Annotated in this window: 24 protein-coding genes; 4 read left to right on the top strand and 20 right to left on the bottom strand. The window is 36.7% G+C overall.

The window, feature by feature from the left end; translation table 11 throughout:
- Positions 1–93 precede the first annotated feature (93 nt).
- A complete protein-coding gene (locus ACTQ5J_RS12010; protein ID WP_441753274.1) occupies positions 94–933 on the top strand; it encodes an AraC family transcriptional regulator in 840 nt (279 codons plus the stop codon).
- 10 nt (positions 934–943) lie between these two features.
- Here ACTQ5J_RS12010 and ACTQ5J_RS12015 read toward each other — a convergent pair whose 3' ends face one another.
- From ACTQ5J_RS12015 to ACTQ5J_RS12045, 7 genes are all read right to left on the bottom strand, one after another.
- A complete protein-coding gene (locus ACTQ5J_RS12015) occupies positions 944–1,774 on the bottom strand; it encodes a carbohydrate ABC transporter permease (protein ID WP_153831200.1) in 831 nt (276 codons plus the stop codon).
- 5 nt (positions 1,775–1,779) lie between these two features.
- Positions 1,780–2,673: a carbohydrate ABC transporter permease gene (locus ACTQ5J_RS12020; RefSeq protein ID WP_153831199.1), complete on the bottom strand. Its 894-nt coding sequence runs from the start codon at positions 2,671–2,673 to the stop codon at positions 1,780–1,782.
- 92 nt (positions 2,674–2,765) lie between these two features.
- Positions 2,766–4,028, bottom strand: a complete 1,263-nt coding sequence (locus tag ACTQ5J_RS12025) for an ABC transporter substrate-binding protein (RefSeq protein ID WP_441753277.1) — start codon at positions 4,026–4,028, stop codon at positions 2,766–2,768.
- Between the two features lie 297 nt (positions 4,029–4,325).
- Positions 4,326–5,312, bottom strand: coding sequence for an L-glyceraldehyde 3-phosphate reductase (mgrA, locus tag ACTQ5J_RS12030; RefSeq protein ID WP_441753279.1), 987 nt, complete (start codon positions 5,310–5,312; stop codon positions 4,326–4,328).
- A 419-nt stretch (positions 5,313–5,731) separates the two neighbouring features.
- Positions 5,732–7,036, bottom strand: a complete 1,305-nt coding sequence (locus ACTQ5J_RS12035) for a pyrimidine-nucleoside phosphorylase (protein ID WP_441753360.1) — start codon at positions 7,034–7,036, stop codon at positions 5,732–5,734.
- 44 nt (positions 7,037–7,080) lie between these two features.
- The gene (rpiA, locus tag ACTQ5J_RS12040; protein ID WP_441753281.1) at positions 7,081–7,761 is read right to left on the bottom strand and encodes a ribose-5-phosphate isomerase RpiA; all 681 of its coding nucleotides are present in this window, start codon (positions 7,759–7,761) and stop codon (positions 7,081–7,083) included.
- Positions 7,762–7,792: 31 nt separating this feature from the next.
- Positions 7,793–8,347: a flavodoxin domain-containing protein gene (locus tag ACTQ5J_RS12045; RefSeq protein ID WP_441753283.1), complete on the bottom strand. Its 555-nt coding sequence runs from the start codon at positions 8,345–8,347 to the stop codon at positions 7,793–7,795.
- Positions 8,348–8,644: 297 nt separating this feature from the next.
- Between ACTQ5J_RS12045 and ACTQ5J_RS12050 the strand changes: the two genes are divergently transcribed.
- Positions 8,645–9,328 (top strand): CpXC domain-containing protein, encoded by a 684-nt coding sequence (locus ACTQ5J_RS12050; RefSeq protein WP_441753284.1) that lies wholly within the window; start codon positions 8,645–8,647, stop codon positions 9,326–9,328.
- A 58-nt stretch (positions 9,329–9,386) separates the two neighbouring features.
- Here the strand turns inward: ACTQ5J_RS12050 and ACTQ5J_RS12055 are convergent, their stop codons facing one another.
- From ACTQ5J_RS12055 to ACTQ5J_RS12110, 12 genes are all read right to left on the bottom strand, one after another.
- On the bottom strand, positions 9,387–10,367 hold the full coding sequence (locus ACTQ5J_RS12055; protein ID WP_441753286.1) for a glycosyltransferase family 2 protein: 981 nt from the start codon (positions 10,365–10,367) through the stop codon (positions 9,387–9,389).
- A 30-nt stretch (positions 10,368–10,397) separates the two neighbouring features.
- The gene (locus ACTQ5J_RS12060; RefSeq protein ID WP_441753287.1) at positions 10,398–10,793 is read right to left on the bottom strand and encodes a GtrA family protein; all 396 of its coding nucleotides are present in this window, start codon (positions 10,791–10,793) and stop codon (positions 10,398–10,400) included.
- 273 nt (positions 10,794–11,066) lie between these two features.
- The gene (locus tag ACTQ5J_RS12065; protein ID WP_441753289.1) at positions 11,067–11,720 is read right to left on the bottom strand and encodes a YitT family protein; all 654 of its coding nucleotides are present in this window, start codon (positions 11,718–11,720) and stop codon (positions 11,067–11,069) included.
- A gap of 326 nt (positions 11,721–12,046) precedes the next feature.
- Positions 12,047–12,529, bottom strand: a complete 483-nt coding sequence (locus ACTQ5J_RS12070) for a hypothetical protein (protein ID WP_441753291.1) — start codon at positions 12,527–12,529, stop codon at positions 12,047–12,049.
- A gap of 223 nt (positions 12,530–12,752) precedes the next feature.
- Complete coding sequence (locus ACTQ5J_RS12075; protein WP_441753292.1) at positions 12,753–13,463, bottom strand: ABC transporter ATP-binding protein; 711 nt, start codon at positions 13,461–13,463, stop codon at positions 12,753–12,755.
- Between the two features lie 21 nt (positions 13,464–13,484).
- Positions 13,485–16,025 (bottom strand): hypothetical protein, encoded by a 2,541-nt coding sequence (locus tag ACTQ5J_RS12080; protein ID WP_441753294.1) that lies wholly within the window; start codon positions 16,023–16,025, stop codon positions 13,485–13,487.
- Positions 16,026–16,132: 107 nt separating this feature from the next.
- Positions 16,133–16,444 (bottom strand): hypothetical protein, encoded by a 312-nt coding sequence (locus tag ACTQ5J_RS12085; protein ID WP_441753296.1) that lies wholly within the window; start codon positions 16,442–16,444, stop codon positions 16,133–16,135.
- A 92-nt stretch (positions 16,445–16,536) separates the two neighbouring features.
- Positions 16,537–17,196 carry an ABC transporter ATP-binding protein gene (locus ACTQ5J_RS12090; protein WP_441753298.1) on the bottom strand — a complete coding sequence of 220 codons (660 nt, stop codon included), beginning with the start codon at positions 17,194–17,196 and terminating at the stop codon, positions 16,537–16,539.
- Positions 17,197–17,204: 8 nt separating this feature from the next.
- Positions 17,205–18,038, bottom strand: coding sequence for a hypothetical protein (locus ACTQ5J_RS12095; RefSeq protein ID WP_441753300.1), 834 nt, complete (start codon positions 18,036–18,038; stop codon positions 17,205–17,207).
- The gene (locus ACTQ5J_RS12100; protein ID WP_441753302.1) at positions 18,031–18,804 is read right to left on the bottom strand and encodes a hypothetical protein; all 774 of its coding nucleotides are present in this window, start codon (positions 18,802–18,804) and stop codon (positions 18,031–18,033) included. Before ACTQ5J_RS12100 ends, ACTQ5J_RS12095 begins: the two co-directional genes overlap by 8 nt.
- A gap of 56 nt (positions 18,805–18,860) precedes the next feature.
- Positions 18,861–19,979 (bottom strand): hypothetical protein, encoded by a 1,119-nt coding sequence (locus ACTQ5J_RS12105; protein ID WP_441753303.1) that lies wholly within the window; start codon positions 19,977–19,979, stop codon positions 18,861–18,863.
- A gap of 26 nt (positions 19,980–20,005) precedes the next feature.
- Positions 20,006–20,413 carry a hypothetical protein gene (locus tag ACTQ5J_RS12110; protein WP_441753305.1) on the bottom strand — a complete coding sequence of 136 codons (408 nt, stop codon included), beginning with the start codon at positions 20,411–20,413 and terminating at the stop codon, positions 20,006–20,008.
- 736 nt (positions 20,414–21,149) lie between these two features.
- Here ACTQ5J_RS12110 and ACTQ5J_RS12115 point away from each other — a divergent pair.
- Entirely contained in the window at positions 21,150–22,004 is an 855-nt protein-coding gene (locus ACTQ5J_RS12115; RefSeq protein ID WP_441753306.1) for an Rgg family transcriptional regulator, read from the top strand.
- 538 nt (positions 22,005–22,542) lie between these two features.
- Here the strand turns inward: ACTQ5J_RS12115 and ACTQ5J_RS12120 are convergent.
- Entirely contained in the window at positions 22,543–22,782 is a 240-nt protein-coding gene (locus tag ACTQ5J_RS12120) for a hypothetical protein (protein ID WP_441753308.1), read from the bottom strand.
- Positions 22,783–22,893: 111 nt separating this feature from the next.
- On the opposite strand from ACTQ5J_RS12120, the gene ACTQ5J_RS12125 reads away from it, so the two are divergent.
- The gene (locus ACTQ5J_RS12125; RefSeq protein ID WP_441753310.1) at positions 22,894–23,760 is read left to right on the top strand and encodes an Rgg family transcriptional regulator; all 867 of its coding nucleotides are present in this window, start codon (positions 22,894–22,896) and stop codon (positions 23,758–23,760) included.
- Positions 23,761–23,781: the final 21 nt, after the last annotated feature.

Consider the following 23,781-nt stretch of genomic DNA (forward strand, 5'->3'; position numbering starts at 1 on the left):
AAAATAAATTACATGAATATCAAAAGATAAAACTGCTTAGTCATATGATATACTGTTCTTATCACACATCAGAATTGACGAAAGGATTTCATCATGAAAAGGAAAAGAAAACGTATACATATTTCTCCGAATAGTTTATTTGTTGATTTATATATTGTTCAACATGGACACGAACAATGTGATTTCTCACATAGCTTCGGTCCGATATTGACGCATAATTATCTGTTTCATTATATCGTTTCGGGAAAAGGTCGTTTCTTCCAACCAGACAATAGTGATGGTACAGAGTTGACTTCTGGTCAAGGCTTCTTAATGCCACCTGATACAATTTGTTCGTATTCTGCTGATTCGGATGATCCATGGGAATATTATTGGATTGAATTCAACGGCATTCAAGCGAAGCAATCTATGAAACTTGCTGGTTTTACAGATACTCAATTAATTTATACACCGCGCACTGATAATAAAATTGAAGAGATTGCACATATTTTTGCTGATACGTTAGAAACAAATGTTAGCAATGAATATTTATTATTAGGTAATCTATATCAGTTGTTAGATGCTCTAATTCAAAATTCTAGCCAACAAGTTTCTGACACACGTAATGAAATTTCCAATGTTTATATTAGACGCGCCATCGACTATATTAGAGATAATTATCAAAATGATATTTCTGTAGCAGATATTGCTAACCATTGTAACTTAAACAGAAACTATTTTACTCGCTTGTTTAAAGCAGAATTGAACTTGACCCCTTCCCAGTTCTTGATTAAATATCGTTTAAATAAAGCAGCAGATTTATTAATGAATACAGATCTTTCAATACAGTGTATTTCAGAAGAAATCGGTTATTCAAATCAATTTAATTTTTCTGCTACTTTTAAAAAACATTACAACTTCTCTCCATTTGATTGGAGAAATAAACATTCATAAACTAGAATAATTATAGTTTTCCTCCTGTAGATGCAATACCTTGAATGAAATGTTTTTGGAAAACTACGTAGATAAGAATCATTGGCCAAGTGGCCATCACTGCTGCAGCCATTAATTGGGGATAATTAACTGTATAAGCGCCTTGTATTAATGATAAGGCTGAAGATAAAGTCGCTTTGTCAGCTTGTGGATTAATAATCATTGGCCACATTAGCTCTTTATATCCAAATAATGCCGTAAATATACCTAATGCAACTAAGCCTGATTTTGCAAGAGGTAACATGATTGAGAAGAACGTCTGACCTATATTAGCGCCATCCAAAACTGCTGATTCTTCTAAGGATTTAGGCAACCCCATGAAAAACTGTCTTAAGAGGAATGTACCAAACGCACTGACAATTCCTGGAAACACTAAGGCCATAATTGTATTTCGCATATCCAGCGCATCAACCATCAAATATTGTGGAATAATAAATACTTGTGCTGGAATCATCATTTGAAATAAAACCAAGCTGAATAAGAAATCTCTTCCTGGAAATTCCAGTCGCCCAAATGCATATGCAGCCATTGCACTAAACAAGGTCGATGCAACTACTCTAATACCAATCATAGCAAAAGTATTAAAGTATAAAATAACAAAATCATATCTAGCCAATACAGCTTTAAAGTTATCAAACTTTAAACTAGATGGAAATATAACAAACGGATTTAACGCAGTTGCTTCTGTTTGAGTCTTGAAGGCTGTTAACAACATCCAGATAAATGGTAGTATCATAACAGCGGCAATCAGAATCAACACAACATGTACCGCAATCTTGGAAATTATTGGTTTCGATTTCATTTTTATCACTCTCCCATATAATGAACCCATTTATTCTGTAACTTCACTTGAATAAAGGTCAAAATCAGAATGATTACTAATATAAGAGCAACAATTGCTGAACCATAACCTCGATCACTGTATTTAAAAGTATTGTTATAGAATAAATATACTAGTGAAACTGTCGTCGGGTAAGAAGGCATCGATGGATTTATTAACATGAAAATCACATCGAAAACTTGAATCCCTTGAATAATCCCAGTAACTGATACGAAGAATAGTTGTGGTGATAAAAGTGGCAATGTTATGTTAACAGTTTTACTAAACATGCTGGCACCATCAATATCAGCGGCTTCATAATAATCTTGAGGAATTTCTTGTAATCCGGCCAATAAAAGCACCATATTATAGCCGATCGTACTCCAGATACCAATTATGGCTACAGAATAAATAGCTACGCTTGGATTCTCAATCCAATTAATTGGTCCAATTCCAACATAACCTAAGATTTGGTTGATTAACCCGAACTGATTATTGTACAACCACCGCCAAACCATAGTTACCGCTGCCGGAGCGGCTACCATTGGTAAAAAGTAAATTGTTCGATAAATTGATTTTCCTTTTATATTGTTCACGAGAACCGCTAATATTAAAGAAATAATTATAGCTGGTGGAATGACTAGTAGTGTATAACGAATTGTATTCCAAGTCGCTTGCCACACTTGAGAATCATTAATAAGTCTTGAATAATTTTCTAATCCAACAAATTCTGAACCTTTACCGAAAGCACCTGTTTTAAAGAAACTATAATAAACCGTTTGAAAGCTAGGGATGATATTCAGAATGATTAAACCAATAATTGTAGGGGCGATCATTCCATAGCCCCAGGCCCAAGTTGACTTCTTACTTCCTACGCCCATGATACTCCTCCTTCTCAAAAATTAACCTTATAATAAAAAGTAGCCATTCTCACTCAGCAGAATGACTACTCGTGTTCTGTTAACTCATCCGATTATTCTTGACTGATGAATTGATTCATCATTTCTGCTGTAGCTTTCGCCCCTTCTTCAACTGACTGCTCCCCACGATAGGCAGCATTTAACAATTCATAAGCCTTCTCTTCCCATACAGTTGTTTCGTTTGTGTAGGGTCTAATTTGTCCACTTTCTACCATATCAACATAAACTTTAAGATTAAATTCTGTATTAGAGTCAATCCATGCTTCTGCTGTTCCTTCATATGCAGATATTGCGATTCCAAGTTCTGATGCTTTTCTTTGGACTGCTTCACTTGAAAGGTATGACAAGAATAGCCATGCTTCTTCAGGATTTTCAGTATTTGCGTCAATCGCATTTCCTAAGCCGTTATAAATAGTTGTTGAATTCCCTTCTTTACTAGGTAGTGGTGCAACGTCAAAATTTTCCACTAAATACTCATTATCAAGGAAAGCGGGTAATTGCCATGATCCAAAAGTCGCCATCGCTGCAATACCATTTTCTAAGAATGCTCGACTATCAGTATCTGTATAGCTTTCTGGTGAAAGACCATCATGAACGAAGCTGAAATAATATTCTAAAGCTTCAATTGTTTCAGGTAAATCATAACCAGATGTACGTTCATCAGTTAAAATTGTTCCACCATTTTGATAGACAAAGTTATAATAACCTTCTTGGTTTGAAAGTTGGGCTGACATTCCATATTGACCTTTTTCTTCATCAGTTAAAATTTCAGCTGCTTCTCGCAATGTCTCCCAAGTCCATGTTTCATCAGGATAGTCTAAGCCAGCTTCATCAAACATTGTTTTGTTATACCATAATCCGATAGTGTCAAAATCTTTTGGAATTGCATACTGCGATTCGTTGACATTATAAATATCAACAAGTCCTTGTGGAAATTTCGTTAAGTCAATGCTATCTCGTCCAATATATTCATCTAAATTTAGCAACATATCATTTGATCCATATTTATAGATCTCATTAGAGTGCATCCAGAAAATATCCGGTAGAGAGCCACCTGTTGCAGCTGCTTCTAACATCGTCCAATATTCTCCCCAGCCAGTTACTTGGAGTTCAATTTTTATCCCTGGATTTTCCGCTTCAAAGTCATCAGCAATTTCACGTAATCCTGGTTCCTGTCTTGAATCCCAAATACCATATGTTAAGACAACTTCTTGAGCACTGACACTATTAAGGGCGCCTCCTTGTAAAGCTGTGACTAATAAAGTAGCAACAATTACCATACGACGTAAGATAGTTCTAAGACTCTTTTTTTCCAATGTAATTCCTTCCCTTCCTATGAATTATATTCATTATACAAATAGAGTATGCGCTTTCATATCGTTAGATAACGCCCTTTTTTATTTTAAAGGTTACGTTTTGCCTACTTTTTAAATATAAAGTCTCATTTATATATATTTCTTGACTTTATTTAACAATTTTGTTCTTTATTCATGCGAATAACTTCCCACACTTTGTCAGGTATCTAATTCTCACCAGAAGATTGCATGCATTCAAAGCAACTCAAAAAAACCCCGGAGCGAACTCCAAGGCTAAGTGTTTATTGCTATCTATCGTTACTGAATGACTGCGTCAATCGCCGTTAATTCTTCTGTGGTGAAGTCTAAATGGTCAAGCGCTTTGACGTTATCTTGTAATTGACTTAAACGACTTGCTCCTACTAGGACACTCGTAATAATACCATCACGTAAAATCCAAGCAATCGCCATTTCTGCTAACGTTTGACCACGCTGTGCAGCAATGTCATTCAATTTTTTCACTTTATCGATTGTTTGCACCACATTTTCTTCAGAAAGAAACGGGCTGTCACTGCGACTTGCACGTGAATCTTCTGGCACACCATTTAAGTAACGGTTTGTCAGTAAGCCTTGCGCTAAAGGACTGAAAGCAATCGCTCCTAATTCTTCCTCTACTAAGACATCTTTCAAACCATCTTCTACCCAACGGTTAAACATACTATAACTTGGTTGATGAATGATAAATGGCGTTCCTTGAGCTTTTAGAATCTCGGACATTTTTTTCGTGTCTTCTGCAGAATAATTCGAAATCCCTACATACAAGGCTTTTCCTTGTCGCACCAATAAATCTAATGCATGCGCCGTTTCTGATAAAGGCGTGTCACTATCTGGGCGGTGGTGGTAGAAGATATCAACGTAGTCCAAGCCTAAGCGTTCTAAACTTTGATCACAACTCGCAATCAAGTTTTTCTTCGAACCCCATTCACCATAAGGTCCAGGCCACATATAATATCCTGCTTTTGAAGATATGATTAATTCGTCACGATAAGGTTTTAAATCTTCTTTTAGAATCCGTCCAAAGTTAATTTCTGCACTGCCAGCAGGTGGGCCGTAATTATTCGCTAAATCAAAATGCGTAATCCCCATATCAAAGGCTCCATGAATAATTTCACGCTGATTGCTTAAAGCATCCACGTCACCAAAGTTATGCCACAAGCCCAATGAAATTGCAGATAACTTTAAGCCACTTTTACCCACACGGTTATAAACCATTCTATCGTAACGCTGTCCATTTGCTAAATACATTAAATCTTCCTCTCACTAACTTTTATAATAATCACCTCTCTAGTTTAAGCTTTTTAACACAATAATGAAAGCGCTAACCACATAAATGTTTTATTACCAAATAGGGCGAATCTTATCCTCTGGATGGTAATGAATTGAAAACTGTTCCTTACAATTTTCTAGCCTTTACATTCGCGACACTTGCAGTTTTTCGAGAAGATTAGGTTTTGAAAAAAAATTATTTTCTAAAAGTCCTTGTCATCCTATAAAGTGTCATCGTTTCAAACCTCAAAGTTCAATAGTATCGCTTCCTTTCGGTTCGAGGCGATTAAATTTAAGCACATCAACTTAAAATCGTGCCGTCCCTAGCTAGTATTCCTAGTACGCTTAACGAAAAAAGCATCCCCATTTTCACAGGAATGCCTTTGGGACACTATTAATTATGCTTGATCAATTGTTTCGTAAATAAGTGGTTGAGCTTGGGCTGAATCACTTATAGTAACGGCTGCTTGGATTTTAGCAATCACATCATCAACGTCTTCACGGTTACTGTAAATAGTCACGATATTGTCGCCCTTATTGACTGCGTCACCAACTTTAGCATGTAACATTAAGCCGACAGCTGGATCGATTTCGTCTTCTTTCGTTGCACGACCGGCCCCTAGCCACATCGCTGCTTCTCCAACTTCATTAGCTACCCAATCACTGATAACGCCGTCAGCTGTTGCTGGTACGGGGATTTGATAAGCTGCTTGAGGTAATAGACTGGTATCATCCACGAAGCTTGCGTCTCCGCCTTGACTTTCGATGAATTCACGGAATTTTTCCAAAGCGGCTCCGCTCGCTATTTTGTCCGCAAGGAGGGCTTTTCCTTCTTCGACCGTCGCTACCTTTTCAGCTGCTACTAACATACGTGCGCCTAATTCGTAACATAGTTCAGTTAAGTCATCAGGACCTTGACCTCTCAAGGTTTCGACGGCTTCTTGGACTTCTAAAGCATTCCCAACAGCCCAACCCAAAGGTTGATTCATGTTAGAAATAACTGCGAGTGTTTTACGGTTGACATGGTTGCCGATACGGACCATTGTGCGAGCTAATTGCTCAGCCTCTTCAACCGTCTTCATAAAGGCACCGTCGCCTACTTTAACGTCAAGGACAATCGCGTCAGCACCTGCCGCAATTTTCTTACTCATAATTGAGCTGGCAATCAGCGGAATGGATTGAACCGTACCTGTTACATCACGTAAAGCGTAGAGTTTTTTATCAGCCGGTGTTAAGTTGCCGGACTGACCAACAACTGCCACTTTGTGTTTGTTCACTGTATCAATGAAGTCTTCGGTGGATAATTCATATTTGAAACCTTTGATGGCTTCAAACTTATCAACTGTTCCACCAGTATGACCTAAACCGCGGCCACTCATTTTCGCCACTGGGACATCACAACTTGCGACTAAAGGCGCTAATACCAGAGTCGTCGTATCGCCTACCCCACCAGTTGAGTGTTTATCGACTTTAATGCCTTCAATGGCAGATAAATCTATTTGATCGCCACTTTCTGCCATGGCCATCGTTAAATAACCAGCCTCTTCTTCAGTCATCCCTTTAAAGTAAACTGCCATCGCAAAGGCACTCATTTGATAATCTGGGACAGTATCAGTGGTGAAGCCTTCGATGATAAAGTTAATTTCCGCTTCTGTTAATGCTTTACCCGCTTGTTTTTTACTAATTAAATCGACCATTCTTATGCTCATAAAACGTTCTCCTTTTGTAAGATCTATTTTATGGATTTTTAACGCTCGTAGATTATAATTTCACCGTCTTCTTGACCTACCAAGATGACGTCTGGGTAATTTAAGAATAACCCATGATCCACAACGCCCACCATGTTCTTTAATTCAAATGCGAGTTGTTGAGGATTTTGAATATGATCTAATTGTAAATCAATAATATAATTGCTAGAATCTGTAATAAATAAAGAATCACGGCCACTTTTTCTAAAAGTCGGCTGCATTCCTGCACGGTCAAAGTTTTTGAATAACTTCCAGCTACCAAATTGAATCACTTCAACCGGCAATGGGAATTTACCTAAAAAGTCGACCATTTTATTTTCGCCAACAATCCAGATGATTTTACGGCTATTCTGAGCAACGATCTTCTCATGCAATAAAGCACCTCCGCCACCTTTAATACCGTTAAATTCTGTCGTCGCTTCATCCGCTCCATCAGCCAAAACATCAATATGGTTTACTTCATCTAAAGTTACCAATGGGATACCTAATTTACGTGCTTGATCTGCTGTTTGTTTGGACGTCGGAACGCCTTGAATGTCAGTCAGTTCACCTGACTTCAGCCGGCGTCCAATTTCATCTACAAACCAATAAGCAGTAGAACCAGTCCCAAGACCTACAACCATACCACTTTCTACATAATCAGCCGCTCGACGTCCTACTACTTCTTTTACATTTGTCATCATAACAACTCCTTGCTCGCAATTAAATGATTTAATTTGCTTCTTTATGTTTTTCTTCTGCTTCTTCAACCCACTCAATCAATGGGTTAATTGAATCCGCATCACGTGAATCAATAATAGTACCATATGTTTTTAGTAAAGCTAACCCTTCGTCATCTAAAGGTACCGTATCAATTGAACTCTGACGATTGATGTGCGCTTTGTTTAATAAGCCGTACATCAGATTCAGTCGCTTGTAACGAATTGTCCCTCTAAAATGGAAAGGCGTGATCCGTTTTTGGACAACTTCAGAGAAATTATCTTTAAAAATCGGTTCAAAATCCGTTAAGGATGGGTTAGATAAACCTACCGTAAATAAGCCCCATGTCTTATCAGGATAAGTGTTAATCCACTGCTCAATTCTGTCAGTATCATAAATTTTCCCACTTAATAAACACGTGCCGATAATCACTAAATCATAATCCGCTAATTTCTCCACGCGAATTTGTTCATGTTTTTTAATGGTTGCACCTAATTCTTCTGCGATACGTTTCGCATAACTTTCAGTCGAACCATAAGTTGTTTCATAAATTACTATCTTTTTCAAAATTTCACCCCTTTGAGGTCTGCTCGCAGGCTTACCCCACCTAGTCGTTAATACACATGATTAGTTTACGTCGTATGAAGGTAAACTTGGAGATTGTGACGTAAAATTTCTATCCTCAAGTTGCCATGGTAACCCTGTCATTTCAATTATAACACATCTTTGTTCATGACCGAACGAATAATCATCGTTTTTATGTGCTATTTTTGTTATACTTTTTTTATGGGATAGTTAAGGCACACTTATCCATAATCTTGTTGTCAAATCAATAGTCGATTGCATTTAGTAGGAGGAAATTTAATGACTCAACCTGTTACACTTGCTTGTCCGGTCTGTCAAACAGAGGCCAAGCGCAACATCCATACAGCTATCAATGCTAATACACATCCAGAACTAAAAGAACAGTTGATTGCTGGCACTTTATTAAACTTTGAATGTGATACTTGTGGCGCTAAACGTCACTTAGAAGTCGAAACCTTGTATCACGATCCAAACTTAAAATTAGTGGTTTTCCTTGCACCAAAAATCAGTGAAGCACGCGAAGACACATTGAACCGTTTGGAAACGCTTCGTGCTAAGTTACCTGTTTCTTTAGATGATTACCGTCTACGCATCGTCAACCGTCAGGCCGATTTAATTGAAAAAATTCAAATTTTTGACGAGGGATTCAACGATCAGTCCATCGAATTAGTCAAGATATTAACAGATGGCCTGTTTGCGAAAGAAAAACCAGAAGCAGTGGTTAAAGCACGTTACTTCTATCAACATGAAGCTACAACAAAACTTTTATATATCACAGAAGATGAGCAATTATTCGTTGATTTTCACGATAGTCTACTCACTTTTGTCGAGGAAAAATTTGCGAAAGCACTTAAAGAAGAGTACTTGGGACAATTCATAGTGGTTAACCAAGGTTGGGCTTTAAATCTTGCTGACAAAAAATCAGGTCCAACAGCAAACACCGATGAATCAGACGCTGAATAAATAAAATAACAGGTAACCAAAGCACACATTAATTGTGCAAAGGCTGCCTGTTTTCTTTCTATATATTTAACTTTTCTTGCTTTAATACAGAAGGCGGTTCATTCAAATGGACTTCTTTTAATATGTACATTGGTCGTTGTTTACTTTCGATAAATATTTTGCCGATATATTTACCGACGATGCCTAAACACAGAAGTTGTAGTCCGCCCATGCCGACGACCAGAACGGCCAGTGAGGGCCAACCTGGCGTTGCTGCTCCGAAAATCAAAGTGCGAATAACTATATAAACGCCATAAATAAAGGCTGCTACGAAAGTTAATAGACCAACATAACTAGCGATCGTTAGTGGCACATCTGAAAAACTAATCAGACCTTCAATCGCGTAATCGAACAATTTGGCAAAGGACCAAGAGCTTTCGCCGACTTGACGCTCGATATTGGGATATTCTAAATATCTTACTTCAAAACCAACCCAACTGAATAAGCCTTTCGAGAAGCGGTTGCGCTCGGGCATCGCTAAAATCGCCTCAATGACCGGTCGGGTCATTAAGCGATAATCCCGCGCACCTTCTTCAATTTTCACATTTGAAATTAGATTGTTTAATTTATAGTATAAGTTCGCAAATACAGAACGTATCTTAGGTTCGCCTTCTCGGCTGACACGGCGTGTTGCGACGACATCATACGCCTTAGTCGTTAATAGCTGATGCATTTCAATCAACATTTCTGGTGGATCTTGTAAGTCCGCGTCCATCACCGCTACCCACTCACCCTGCGCATGTTCAAAGCCGGCTAACATCGCTGCTTCCTTACCAAAATTTCTAGAAAATGATAAATAAGAGATGCGCTCAGGATACTGCTTAGCTAAGTCTCGCATTTTATTTAATGTTTCATCCGAAGAGCCGTCATTGACCAGAATCAGTTCAATAAAAGCAGCTGGTAGTTGTGCTTGCGTGGTTAAAATCACCTCGATAAAGGCCTGTAAATTGTTGGCCTCGTTGTAGCATGGCACGACAATCGATAGTGTGCCTGTTTTCATTCTCTTGTCATCCCTTTCTGCTTCCAATGTTTAAGAAGTTTTTCCTTCGATGAACCGCTTGCGTGTGACGAAATTAAAGACCATTACAATCGCTGTAACGAATAATTTCCCTAACATGACCGGACTGGCAAATAGATCCACACTGATAAACATCAAAAGCTCCGTTAAACCTAAGCCACATAAACTCAAGATTAGAAAGAGGCTAAACTCTTGCTTCTTCTGTTCTTGTGTAAATTTACTTTCAAATATAAAGGTCATACTGGCCCAATAATTAAACACGGTTGCGACCGCAAAGGCCACTCCTGTTGCCAGTAAATAATTCATTTGAAATTGATGATGTAATACGTATAAAACGATGAAATCAATGGCCGTTGACAGACCTCCCACAAGCATAAAACGAAAAATTTGTTTGGCTAATCGGTTCATATCTAACTTCCTTCTAATTTTACTTCCAATTTACAATAGCATTGCTGCCCTTTGAATTCAAGCAATATTGTCGCAAATATGTATGACAAATTCGTGAAGTTTCAGTGTCGCTTGAACAGAATTCGCTAACTATTGTTTCTTATTCCTCGCTCTAAAGTTTGTCTCCTTATCCACACTAGCCAAGCTACCTAAGTCATGAATAACATAAAAATAAAATCCCCGCCTGTCACTCACTTAAGTAAGTTACAGACGGGAAAAAATCAGCTGGTCTCATTAACTAATTTTGGCTGCGGGACGCTGAACAGAAAAACTGGGTTTAACCAATCTTAATTCAAATTGTCCAATTAAAAATGACGAGACTAACGTCGTTATAAAGGAATACACCAAACGAGTAGGTGAAATATAAATGAGTGATAATAACAGCACGACACCGTCCGTTATTAAGTACGCTCGGGCAATTGAACAGTTTAAACGTCTTGATAGCACTAAAGCGAGCGCATCATCGCCCCCAGCAGCTCCACCTTGTGTTACCACAAAGCCACACCCAACTCCAATAAAAATTCCTCCAAGCACTGCTGCAATTAGGGGGAAATTATATAAACTTGGAACAACGGGTCCGATTGCTAGGAATAGACGGTAAAAACCGGCAAAGAAACTAGAAGCTATAATGGCTTTCTTTAGAAATTTCCAACCCAACATCGTAAATGCTAACGCATAACATGCCACATCTAGGATGATACTCATAGCAGACGGATCTAACCCCAACACTTTATGCGAGAATAGAACCAACCCTAGCACACCCCCCTCAGTAATCTGAGACGGCATATGAATATTTACAATACCAAATGCCATAATGAGACACCCTAAAGCGATTAGTACGATTTCTTTTTTCGGCAACGACAGTTTGCTTAGCGATTTGCTTAGCATGTTTCCACTCCTTATTCATGACTGACAAGGAAAGTCACTACAACGCAAAAAAGACTGCGGTCGTAGGAAATCCTCGTACATTGCAATCTAATGATGGTGTCGATGCTTTTTTGTTTGGAAATTTTTTATTATAAAAACTCTGAGCTTCACAACAATCTTTTTAGCCTCCACAGGTCCCACATCAGGCACCTCCAAGGCTCTTTATCGATTATATAGGCATCAGATAAAAACTACCGACCTACGTCTGTCGGCAACCATCTAAAACGATTTATCTTATTGTACCACGTTTGGACCGCAGTCAAATGATGAACGCGTTTTCTTAAAAGTTAAAGATTTTCTAAAACTTCCAAAGTTTCTTCTTCTAGTGCCATAAAATCAATGACATCGAGTGAGGCAGGTTCACCAGTTTCACTAATCGTCCGAATATTTAGTACTTGAAAATACCAGCCCACGAAATCATTCGCAATCTGATCCAATTCCTGATTCAAAGGCATTTGTTCTTCTAAAGTCAATAATGTACCGTTCTCGGTTGCTTCCAATACGATACGCACAACACCTTCATCCCATTGAAATTTGATTTCCTGATTCAATTGTTTGACAAGAATATCGAATTGGATTGCCGGTTCATCCTCTCCCATGTCAAACACCAACATCTCTACATTATCAATTTGCTGGAAGGACAACTGCGGGAACCAATCTGAGATTTGCTTCGTCGCTAAATAACGATACACATGATCGTAATCCGCATGAATAATCTCCGTTATCCGTTGGTGATAACCTAACTCATCTTTATGAAATAATACATCCATCTTAATCATTTCTCCTTTTTCATGCGTGTAACTGGATGTCTCTATTATACGCTGAAATTCAACCGAATAAAATCATTTACATTATCAAAATATGATTCACCATCGCTAGCCACTAATCAATATTTAATAATTAATAGTTTCGATTATTTTCTGTTTCTCTTAGTGAGCTTATTATTTTTAATCTGCAACTAGAAAGGTCTCAACAATCTTTAAGTGCGTTTTTTCAGGATTGCACTTCATCACGATATAGTTCCAGATAACGTTGTTCAGCAGTTTTTCTTAAGGATAGCTCGGCCACATCTAAACGTTCTTCTCTAATCATCCCATCTTTTAAGAACAATATATGACTCGTTACCGCATCCACTTCACTTAAAGTATGCGATGACATCAAAACTGTCTTTCCACTTGCGCCTAGCTCTCTAATCAACTGACGAGTTTTTAAAATACTTGTTGGATCCAAACCATTTAAAGGCTCATCTAAAACAAGAATACTCGGCTCATTCAAAATAGCTAAAGCAAGCAACAGATGTTGTTTCATCCCTAAAGAATATCTCCCTGTTTTCTGTTTAACATATCCTTCGATACCCAACTGATGGCTTACTTCCCAGACGCGTTCTTTAGATAAGCCATAAGTCCGAGCTGCATAACTCAAGTGATCCCATCCAGTCAAGTAAGGATACAGAATAGTATTGTCTTTAAGAAATGCAACCTCCTTAAAAATCGAAACATCTTTATTCGATTTACCTAGTAACTTTATCTCGCCAGCATCTAAGTCTAGTAAGTTCATCATCAAATTCATCAGAGTTGATTTACCTGAGCCATTCGGTCCTACTAAGGCTACAATCCCAGGCTCTTCAATCGAAAAACTTACGTCTCTTAAAACCTGATGTTTCCCATAACCTTTATTAACTGCTCTTACTTCAATGATTGCCATTTCTCTTCCTCCCTCTTGTTTTCAACTATTCAACGAAGTAATATGAATGCGCCAAGCTGTTAACATATATACCATAACTGTCCAGAAGAACAGCACGCCACAACCTAATAATAGGTTCACATCAGTTAATGCCGTAGTAAACATAAGACTCCCATCTAATACCGCTGCAATATTGAGATACATAAACGGAAGAAATATATTAAACGGCTCTAATAGAGTACTTTGCAATAAAAGTACACCTAAACCCAAAATTAAAATCATATTCAGACAAACACCCAATATATGCTTAGTAAATGTGGATAAAAAAATCGCTAGAGTCACTACGAAGAGTGTCGCAAATACTAAAAGTAAGATTGATTTCCCTACTACATCTCCTAAACCTAACCATTGATAGGTCCCCTGAAATGCCTGACTTTCATTTGGCGCGCTCAAAACTTGCTCGTAGTAAATAACTGGCAAGTCACTTTCTCCTAAACCATCTTGTAACACTCCAGCTATAAACACTAACAGACCTGTTATCATACTGAGTTGCATTGCCTTAAAAACACTCGCTCCCCATTTATTAAATAACAGTTTTTGCCTAGATTCCGGCAATGTGTATTGCCAACTTAATGATGAACTCCCGTATCCTCGTTCTATTGTGTAGCCATAGCCACAGAATAAGACAAGCAAGCCTAGTAACATAATATCTAATCGATAGACTGTGATGAGTCGATGCCATATCCCCATTGCTGATCGGTCAGCCATTTGATAATTTAGTTGATCAGCTAGTTGATCACGAGGCTCAACCGCCTTATCGTATGGCGTCCACAGAATTTCTGCATTAGCAATCGGACGTATTCCCCTTTTTATCATTTCATTTAGACGTTCATTAGAAACATGATAGCCAAAACGAGTTGGAAAATTACCATTCTGATAGTAATCATACTTGGGGAAATATTCAAAGGAATCATCAATTGTTTTATTATCAGCATTATAGTGATGTTCCACATCTTGCTTATAACTTTGATAGAATTGTTCACTACTCATCGATTGGAAATAATGTTGTCTATCAAGTAGCGTCTCATTAAATTGAACAAGGATGTCTAAATAATGCTGCGTGTCTTCAAAAAGCATCCTATTTGTTTGCTTCTCTTCAAAAGAAATTGACTCATCCGCCATCATAGCTTCTAATTCCCTCACGCCCTGTTCCATAATCTCAACAACGTCTTGTGTTTCTTGAATAGTATTAAGAGGGCTAAGAACTAAATCCTCTTGACTCTTATCAGAGATACCAATAATAAACAGCAATAGAGCACTCAACGTAATCATTGAAAACCAGACAGTCGACTTCGACACAATGTGGTTTAGTTTCATTCCTTCAAATGCTAAACCGTAAAACGGGTGACTCCACAGGTTAGATGTCTTTGCCTCTAGTCGTGATTTTCTCAACGGTAATTCATTCTTTCTATACAAACAGCCAGCCAATCCTAAAAATACTACAATCAGCAAGAGCCAACTGAGATAAATGTAACTAGTCAAGTTTTCTAACAAGACACCACCAGTTGACGAAATAGTAGCAAAACTGCGCGTCCCGATTAACTGTTGTTGATAATTAAAATAAAAAGGATTCCAATTAACTTGAAGATCTGGTACATATGTTGTTAAAAAAGCGAGAATACTGACGACAAAGACTTGGAACAGCAAAGATAAATGAACTTGTCTGAAGCCAATTGCCAAGACTAAACCAAAGCCCAATACAATTAGGAACTTTAAGAAAAACACAACCATCATCCTCAGCCAAACAATGATGAAAGGTTGGATTACTAGCTCGTCACTCATAATACGAATCGGGAAAAACCAATCTCCTACCCCTTCTCCATTCAACCTCACTAAGAAAACCGTTGTAACAACCGTCAATAGTGAATATACTATCAAACACACCAAGATTGCTAGTCCATGAGCCAAGAGTGTTTGCGACCGTTTGACCGGTAGTGTTCGATTAAATACATTACTCCCCAACTGGAAATCTTCTGCCACAAGGCGTATCGTTAATAAAGAAATTATAAGCATTGGAATAATTCCATATAATAGCCAGTTATCTTCAATTAAGTAGTCGATTGCACCACTTGGTTGATAAAACTCATTCTGCTTCTTTTTTTGTTCAATATATCGTGAGGCATGAAGACCATAGCCGATATCAGCTTTATCAAGACTAGTTAGTTCAACACCGTCCATTTCAACCGCTTCCAATAAATAGCTGAAATACTGAGAATTTTCTGGATACATCCCCACACTTTCAAATTCTCCTGTTGGGCTCGCCACTTCTTCTATCAATTCTGACATATGTTGCTGCCCTGCACTCTGGGTAAATGATACATCCATTACGCTTTCGATAGGAGGTGTTAACAACACTTCAAGTCGATAATATAAATCAAGATCAGTAATTGAATAAGATTCTAGCGAACTACGCGAATTCATATTCAAAACATTTGCACCGGATAAAATAATTGCTGTAAGCATGACAATCAAAAAACTATTGTTCCGATATAATTTTTTAAAGACGAATTTCAAACTAGACATAACGATCTCCTATCAGATATTTTGACATTTCAATTAAAGAGTGCATTACAGTAATCTAACACGTAACGCACTCTTCGTTCCATTATTCAGTTTCAACACACTACACTTTACTCAAGACTGGTTGGGGAAATTTGTGTCAAATAAAGAGTTCCAGAATATAAGTAACCAGCTGATGTTAATCCTTGATAAACTAAAGTCCCTCGATAGACATACCCATCTCGAATAACCGAAGCAGAAATTGAACTCCCTTGATATCCGCCATAATACCGTTGAATCGTCACCGATGGAACTGGCGCAAAGTATACCTCCTGATTTTCTACTTCCTGTAAACTTTCAGCTAAAACAGTAGCTGGAGTTGATAAGCCTAAAAGTGTAAAACATCCAATTGCAATCATCATATTTTGAATTTTCTTGTTCATTTTATTTCCTCTTTTCTATGTATTCTACTGAAATATTTATTAGTTTATGAGACTACTAGTTAATTATTACAACCGGTTTAAGCAGTCTATATTTATTTACTAAGTATCTCTTGACTTATCACTTTTCCGTGGTCTAATTCAACAACAGTATCGCATAGTATTCTGATATCTTCTTGAGTATGGCTTGCTAACAGAATCGTTCGACCACTCTCTTTAAGTTCCAATAATAGAGTTCTCATATCTTGTACACCTTGATTATCAAGCCCATTCATTGGTTCATCTAGAATAAGAATCTTCTGTTGCTCCATAAAAGCTTGGGCTAGACCAAGTCGTTGCCTCATCCCCATTGAATAACCAGATACTTTCAAGTCTTTAGCATGAGTCAAGCCAACAATTTCCAAAGAATGGAGTATTTGTTCATCAGATACTTTATTTTGAATCCCAGCTAGAAATTTTAAATTTTTCCAGCCACTAAATTGAGGTAGAAAACCAGGCGACTCAATAACAATACCGATGTTCTCAGGAATAAATTCTGACTGCTCATTCAGCGTCGTCTCGCCCACTCGAATACTACCTGAAGTTAGGCGCATCAAGCCACAGATTGATTTCATTAGCATCGTCTTCCCCGCACCATTACGCCCAACAATTCCATGAATCATACCTCTTTCAAAGTTTAGGCTAATCTCATCCAAAATAATCTTATTCCCAATTTTTTTCGTTGCTTGTTTGATTTCAATTATTGTATTATCCATATGCCCTCCTACACTTCATACCGACGGATGCGCTTTACTATCAAGTAAACTAAACCAATTGTCAGCAATATTAACATGAAAATTATCTGATAAAAGTTAGGATGTGACAGCTCTCCATTAATATTAATCATTGTCAGCCTTATCCATGATACGGGCGACACCCATGTCAAAACGCCTGATGATCGAATTAGCACATCTAACATCAAGAAAGAAGCAGCAATAAACAAACCTAAATAGCGCTGCGATGACCAAATATTCATCAATAAGATGATTAACCCCATTAGATTAATCACCAAACTTTGAAGAATGAAGCTGAAAAACAAAGCTTGATAAGGACTGAAATAATCGATAATTTTGCGAGGAAAGTTAATTAGAACACCTAATTGTGAACCCATGTTCGACTTAGATAAGGTATTTACAACATTTCCCCAATCACTTCCCCACTCTAGATGCGGGATAAAAAACACACCGAAAAACACTGCCACACAAACTACATAACTCATACTAGTTATCATTACGTAAAGAATCTGAGATGATACCCAATTTCTACGATTGCTACGCATGATGAGAAACAGTTGAAGATTATCAATAAAGGGGGCATCAGCAAACAAAATAAATATCGGTAAAAAGAATAAGATTTTTACATAGCTGGACTCTGTCCAAAAAGGCAAGAGAGCAAAATGAATCGTAAAATGTTCATTATGAACAAAACTAATTAGTCCTGAAATATGCATATGCGTCAAAGTGCCCACAAGGACAAGTATGAGGAGAATTCGTAAATCTCGGCTCCATTTAAACAGATTCATCCGAGTCATCCACCAAATCGAACGTAAATTATGCATAAGGTACCTTCCTTCTAACTTGTCGATAAAATAAATAGCCAACTAAACTTGTTAACACTAGAAAAACAGCAGTAATGTATAATTGATTAAGCCAAATAGATTGTTCATGAAAAACTTGATGCGATCGGCCTAATTTATAGATATTAACACCTGTTGGCAACTGCAAAGAGAAAGTTTCAACGTAATAACTGATGACAAAGGGACTAATATACGGAATAAAATTATTAGGAATATAACTCGAGAACAATAAGCCAGTAGTATTCCAGAAAGCAACCGATAGTGAATAGTTCCAAGCATAAGTAAAGACGACAAATAATGTTCGCCCCGCTTCAATCAGTTCTGGATAAAAACCCTCTTGGATAAGACGTATTTGATCGATGTTTGTCAACATCGGAATACGCATTAACAAAAGCAAGCACATCACTACTACAAAGGCACCTAAGGATAGTACAAATGCACCAAGAAAGCTCATGAGCATCTTAGAAGAAACATACTTTAAGATTGAAGTTCGATTTAACACATATACCAAATGTCTATGATTCACGTCATCGACGTAGAGTCTGGCCAATGGAATCGTAATTGCAACAATAAACAATTTTTTAGCATGGGATAAACCTATAAACATTTCGACCAAATATGTAATGCTACTATCGGGATTAAACTGCGAATACATCGTAACTACGAAGATGACAGCTACTAAAACAAGCGAGATGAGACTCCATTTCGTTATTAGATATTTTTTCATCTCAATATAGATTAATCTCATCAATATGTTCCTTTCATCATAAAACCGTCTCAGACGGGGCTCTCTGAGACATTTTTTTAATTATATCTTTCTCCATTAGACACCGAATAGTAATCATAGAAATTACGTGAAATATCTTTATCACCGCTTGTTTGTTTACTCTCGATACTAATTTGATAATAAGGTTGCAAGTCAAACACGAAGTTATCTGAATCTTGAATTCTAGGTAATAATACGACCTGTATATCATTCACTATAATAGATTCTAGCCCAATAATCTGATCATATTCATTAATAATCCTATTCTGCAAATCCTCATAACTAATCTGATCCAATAGTTCAGTTCGAACAGATTCCTTACTAAACACATCGCTCATCGATAGCCATGTCAAGCCATCTTCTGTATAGATAAATACAATTTTTCCGCCATTATATGAAAAATTCTGTTCCTGCCCCATCGAAAAAACACTTTTCCCAAAAGGAATTCCGTCTAATGCTAACTGGTACACTAACATTTGAGCTTGATCATGTTCATCAAAAAGTGACAGATCTGTTTTAGCCCCTAAATCTAGCTGATTGACCGCTGTAAGCATCGCATCATCTATTGTAAAGACTTGTGGGGTTGCTAGAGTCTCAACTTCTAGCTTATCAATAATTTCATCTGCTTGTTGAATCGCATTCAAAACCGTAACATGTTCGAGATCTTGTGCTGCTTCATCGAAGGAGGGGAGATTATAAATATTTTCATTAAGGAGTAATGTAGATACCAAGAAATCCCATTCCTTTTCCCCTCTATAATTATTGGTATAATTTAAGACAGAAGGATAAATCTCAGCCTGCACTCCAGCCAAATTGTATTTTTCATAAAAGAACTCACTAGCCTCTTCACGATACACTTCTCCATTTGCTACCAAATCGGAATCGATAGAGCTTAGATCGACATCTGTAAACTGACGATAATCAATCTGATAAGTATTTAGAGCTTGCGCTTGATTTATATTTACCTGCCCTTTTATACTAATTAGATCCGTTAGTTCAATATCAACTTGTTCATCTATTATCCCTTGAGAATCTATATTGCCCGTTACTTCTTTAATAGAGATATTATTTCTCTTTTCTGAAGGGAAGCAACCGCTTAAAAGTATCGTCACAAAATATAGAAGCAAAAATCCTTTGTTCCTAATTGATAACCGCATTTCATAATCTCCTCATTTAATCTCTTTTACGGTTCCCATATACCTGAAACAACGGCATCATAAACGTCTGTATCACCCTCTAGTTGATAATTATTGCCGTTAATTGCTTGTCCGGCAAAATACCACATATTTATTGTACTATTCCCCGTTACTTGATAATAACTAGTTGCAGCTATACGACTATTAAGCCAATTTTTTCTATGTATTCTATAGTAAACTTTATCAGACCATACCAAATCATTATAAGATGTTGTCGCTGCACCGTATCCCGCTGAATCAGTTTTCTCTACATTCGATGAGTAATCTCGCCCTTGATTATCACCTATCCTCAACGTAAATCCAAAACCACCTTTGGCAGCATGTGCCGTCGTCGTTGGTGCAAGTATTGATATAGACAGTAGCATCACCGCAACCATAGTAAATATCTTCTTCATTTTATTCAATCCTCTCTGCGTGTAAATATTTATTGTAAAAAATAAAATTATTTATTATCTATAAAATAGTTGATTTCATTTTGACTTAGTTCGCAATACTATTTTTAGCTTCAACAACAATCAAAAAAATTAATTCGATCTAACCTCAATGTAAATGAAGCGCTAAAAAACACTTCTTCACAGTGAAACATCACTTATAATTGGCATAATCCTATCAGTATATTGAATTAGAATAACTAATCTAAATTCAACTTGAATCATCCTATTATAATATGTTCCGAATATTCCTAGATTATTCATCTTCACCGATAATGTCTGTATAATCCGGACTAAAATTTTTAGAATCAAAACTATCAATTGGTGTAATAACAAGTATAAAGAGCAGTAGATAAATCCCCCTGTTTTTTAGTTTTTCTTCAACAACTTGCAATAAAAAAGAATATCATTAATCACCTCGTTTTTTAGTTTATGATTCTTTTGACATATCAGGCTCAAAACCCACTTTTATTTCTTTTTGCCTATAACATTATCATAATTTGGATTTAAGACTTCTTCTTGGTGATCCAATACTGGATCACCCAACAAACATAAAATACAAGATACCAGTAACCACGCAATATATTTCTTTATAAGATCACCTCCTCTTACAAAGAAAAATAACACAATTCATTATATATGCTATAATAATTCCAATATATATTGTTTATTATAAATTCCATCTAAGGAGATGATTGTATTGTCAGAAATTGGTACCTGCTTTCGTTACTTACGCAAGTCAAAGAATATGACTATTAATGACACCGCGAAAGGGATACTTACACCACAGTTCCTTTCAGAGTTTGAAAGAGGCAACAGTAATATTTCCACAACAAAATTTTTTGCTCTCCTAAACAAAATCAATGTACAAATTACTGAGTTTAAACTCCACTCTGAAGAACTTACAGAAGGGACACAACAGTCTTTTTTAGCCAAGTATGCACAGGCTTATGACTCTCGTAACATTGTCAAACTCAATGAATTAATTGATTTACAAACTCAACTATATCAGATGACTAATAATGAACGACACCAACACAATGTCATTATATTAAAGCAACGCATTAATAATTTAGCTGGTATCCCTTATGATGGTAAAGATACAAAAATAGTTTTTCAGTATCTAATTAACTGTGACGAGTGGAACTATTATGAAGTCTGCCTTTTTGGTAACAGTGTTTTCTTTATGGGCATTGCTCAAGTTGAAAAGTTGAGTCTAACCGCCTACAAACGCTCACTCAAATATGAAGAGCTCCTTTTAAATTCATCTAACTTTGCCCTCGTCATGATGAATGTAATTACTTACTTCTTAAGCAAAAATCATTTCGAACCCGTGGCTGCGTTATTTAACGATGTGGATAGCGTATTGGAGGGACAAGATTATTTCTACGACAAGAACCAATTAAACTACCTCAAAGGTATCTACAAAATTAAAACAGGTGCAATTGAAGATGGAGTTAGTATGTGCCAAGAAGCCATTCGATTGATGAGTCATTTCGGCGCTTCAGATATTGCAAATATTCTACAAATAGAACTTGATGATTTACTGAAATAGAGCGAAACGACTTCAGGAGATAATGTTTCAAAAGAGAATTATCACCTACTGAACATTGTTTCTGATGATCACATGGTGCTGCATAGTTCAATATATGCTTTACCAATCCAATACAAGGATTAAACGGCATCACTTACTATAACTTTGAATGTTGGGCACTGAATGTGAAAATCTTAAGATGTTTATACATGTTTTTCACCAACCACAGACTCAGTATCAACTTATTTCGAAAAGAAAGTCCAATAGTAAAAGCACCTTTCTATTACATTCTTGTGTTTCGTGATAGAACGGTGTTTCTTTTTAATCTTAGTAGAAGTTTTGATTTGTATTACTGGATTAGTTACTCTTCACGAGTGACTATTTTGTAATATAGTATCAAAATGAGCCAACAGCTTGTTTTGATGCCATTCATATCGCTTAGTCTTTATTCTTCTTGTATTAACGTAAATACTGAATTTTTTCCATCAACAAGCTGCAAATCTTCTTCCCCTTTGCTCAGTTCCCAGATTCTATTGCCTTGGAATTTAATTATCAATTTTCATTCTATTAAAGTATATTCTGGATTAGAAAATACTAATTTATAAAAAGGAAATTGAGGTGCTTCAGTTATTTCAACAAATTGTAAAGCTAAGATTTGCTGATCCTCTTTAGCTGATATTTCTGTTGATTCATTCGTGGGATCTAAGTTTCCAGTTAATGCTCCGCCTGGACAATTCGAACTATCTTCTGCCGAATTGGTTAAATCACCTAACACTAAACATGTACATAATTCAAGCAACCATTTCTTAATAGTATCACCTCTGTATTTTAATGTTATCACATTAACGAAATAATGTTATGATTATTCCAATATATATTGTCTTATATAAAAACTGAAGGAGTGGGTGTTTTGTCAAATATAGGGACTGTATTTCGAAAACTTAGAAAATCAAAAGGCTTGTCACAAAAAGAGGTTGCAGCTGGTATCCTTTCCCCTCAATTTCTTTCTGAGTTTGAACGTGGGTATAGTAATATTTCCTTATTGAACTTTATCTCGTTGCTCGATAAGATAAACGTTCAAATAACTGAGTTCAAAATTCATTCTGATGAACTAACCGATCAAACGCAACAACATTTTCTCTCTAACTACGGAAAGGCTTATCGAGCTCGTAATGTCATCAAATTAAACGAATTAATTGGTACCCAAGACAAACTATATAGGAATTTTAATCTTCCTCGTTTCCAACATAATCTCATACTTTTAAAACAACGTATTAATCAACTATCTAATTTACCTTTTAATCAAACTGATGCCAATTTAATCTACAACTATTTAGTAAACTGTGAAGAATGGCATTATTATGAAGTTTGCCTCTTTGGTAACAGCGCGTTCTTTATGAGTCTACCTCAAGTAGAAAAGTTAACCCGCATAGCTTTATCAAAAATTAATCAGTATGAAAAATTACTCTTAAATTCGTCAACATTTGCCACCGTTATGATGAATTTAATAAATTATTTTTTAGAGGCTAACCATTTGGCTCCGGTTAGTTCATTAATTAAAGATGTTGATCAAGTATTAATCAATCAGAACTACTTTTATGATAAAAATCGTTTAAACTATCTTAAAGGCGTTTATAAAATTAAAATAGGGAAAATCGAAGAAGGCAAACAACTTTGTCAGGAAGCGATACGATTGATGGCTCATTTCGGGGCGATGGATATTGCCAATATATTACAAACAGAGTTTGATACGTTACTACGGGATAGCCAACCCTAATTAATACAGAACAAACTACCC

It is taken from the genome of Fundicoccus sp. Sow4_F4, from assembly GCF_052116145.1.
GTDB lineage: Bacteria > Bacillota > Bacilli > Lactobacillales > Aerococcaceae > Fundicoccus.

Coding starts and splice junctions, on each gene's coding strand:
- ACTQ5J_RS12060 (WP_441753287.1), bottom strand. CDS start 10,793: ATGAACCGATTAGCCAAACAAATTTTTCGTTTTATGCTTGTGGGAGGT.
- ACTQ5J_RS12020 (WP_153831199.1), bottom strand. CDS start 2,673: ATGGGCGTAGGAAGTAAGAAGTCAACTTGGGCCTGGGGCTATGGAATG.
- ACTQ5J_RS12105 (WP_441753303.1), bottom strand. CDS start 19,979: ATGCGGTTATCAATTAGGAACAAAGGATTTTTGCTTCTATATTTTGTG.
- ACTQ5J_RS12080 (WP_441753294.1), bottom strand. CDS start 16,025: ATGTCTAGTTTGAAATTCGTCTTTAAAAAATTATATCGGAACAATAGT.
- ACTQ5J_RS12070 (WP_441753291.1), bottom strand. CDS start 12,529: ATGGATGTATTATTTCATAAAGATGAGTTAGGTTATCACCAACGGATA.
- ACTQ5J_RS12090 (WP_441753298.1), bottom strand. CDS start 17,196: ATGGATAATACAATAATTGAAATCAAACAAGCAACGAAAAAAATTGGG.
- ACTQ5J_RS12055 (WP_441753286.1), bottom strand. CDS start 10,367: ATGAAAACAGGCACACTATCGATTGTCGTGCCATGCTACAACGAGGCC.
- ACTQ5J_RS12110 (WP_441753305.1), bottom strand. CDS start 20,413: ATGAAGAAGATATTTACTATGGTTGCGGTGATGCTACTGTCTATATCA.
- ACTQ5J_RS12075 (WP_441753292.1), bottom strand. CDS start 13,463: ATGGCAATCATTGAAGTAAGAGCAGTTAATAAAGGTTATGGGAAACAT.
- ACTQ5J_RS12095 (WP_441753300.1), bottom strand. CDS start 18,038: ATGCATAATTTACGTTCGATTTGGTGGATGACTCGGATGAATCTGTTT.
- rpiA (WP_441753281.1), bottom strand. CDS start 7,761: ATGACAAATGTAAAAGAAGTAGTAGGACGTCGAGCGGCTGATTATGTA.
- ACTQ5J_RS12100 (WP_441753302.1), bottom strand. CDS start 18,804: ATGAGATTAATCTATATTGAGATGAAAAAATATCTAATAACGAAATGG.
- ACTQ5J_RS12015 (WP_153831200.1), bottom strand. CDS start 1,774: ATGAAATCGAAACCAATAATTTCCAAGATTGCGGTACATGTTGTGTTG.
- ACTQ5J_RS12010 (WP_441753274.1), top strand. CDS start 94: ATGAAAAGGAAAAGAAAACGTATACATATTTCTCCGAATAGTTTATTT.
- ACTQ5J_RS12065 (WP_441753289.1), bottom strand. CDS start 11,720: ATGCTAAGCAAATCGCTAAGCAAACTGTCGTTGCCGAAAAAAGAAATC.
- mgrA (WP_441753279.1), bottom strand. CDS start 5,312: ATGTATTTAGCAAATGGACAGCGTTACGATAGAATGGTTTATAACCGT.
- ACTQ5J_RS12085 (WP_441753296.1), bottom strand. CDS start 16,444: ATGAACAAGAAAATTCAAAATATGATGATTGCAATTGGATGTTTTACA.
- ACTQ5J_RS12050 (WP_441753284.1), top strand. CDS start 8,645: ATGACTCAACCTGTTACACTTGCTTGTCCGGTCTGTCAAACAGAGGCC.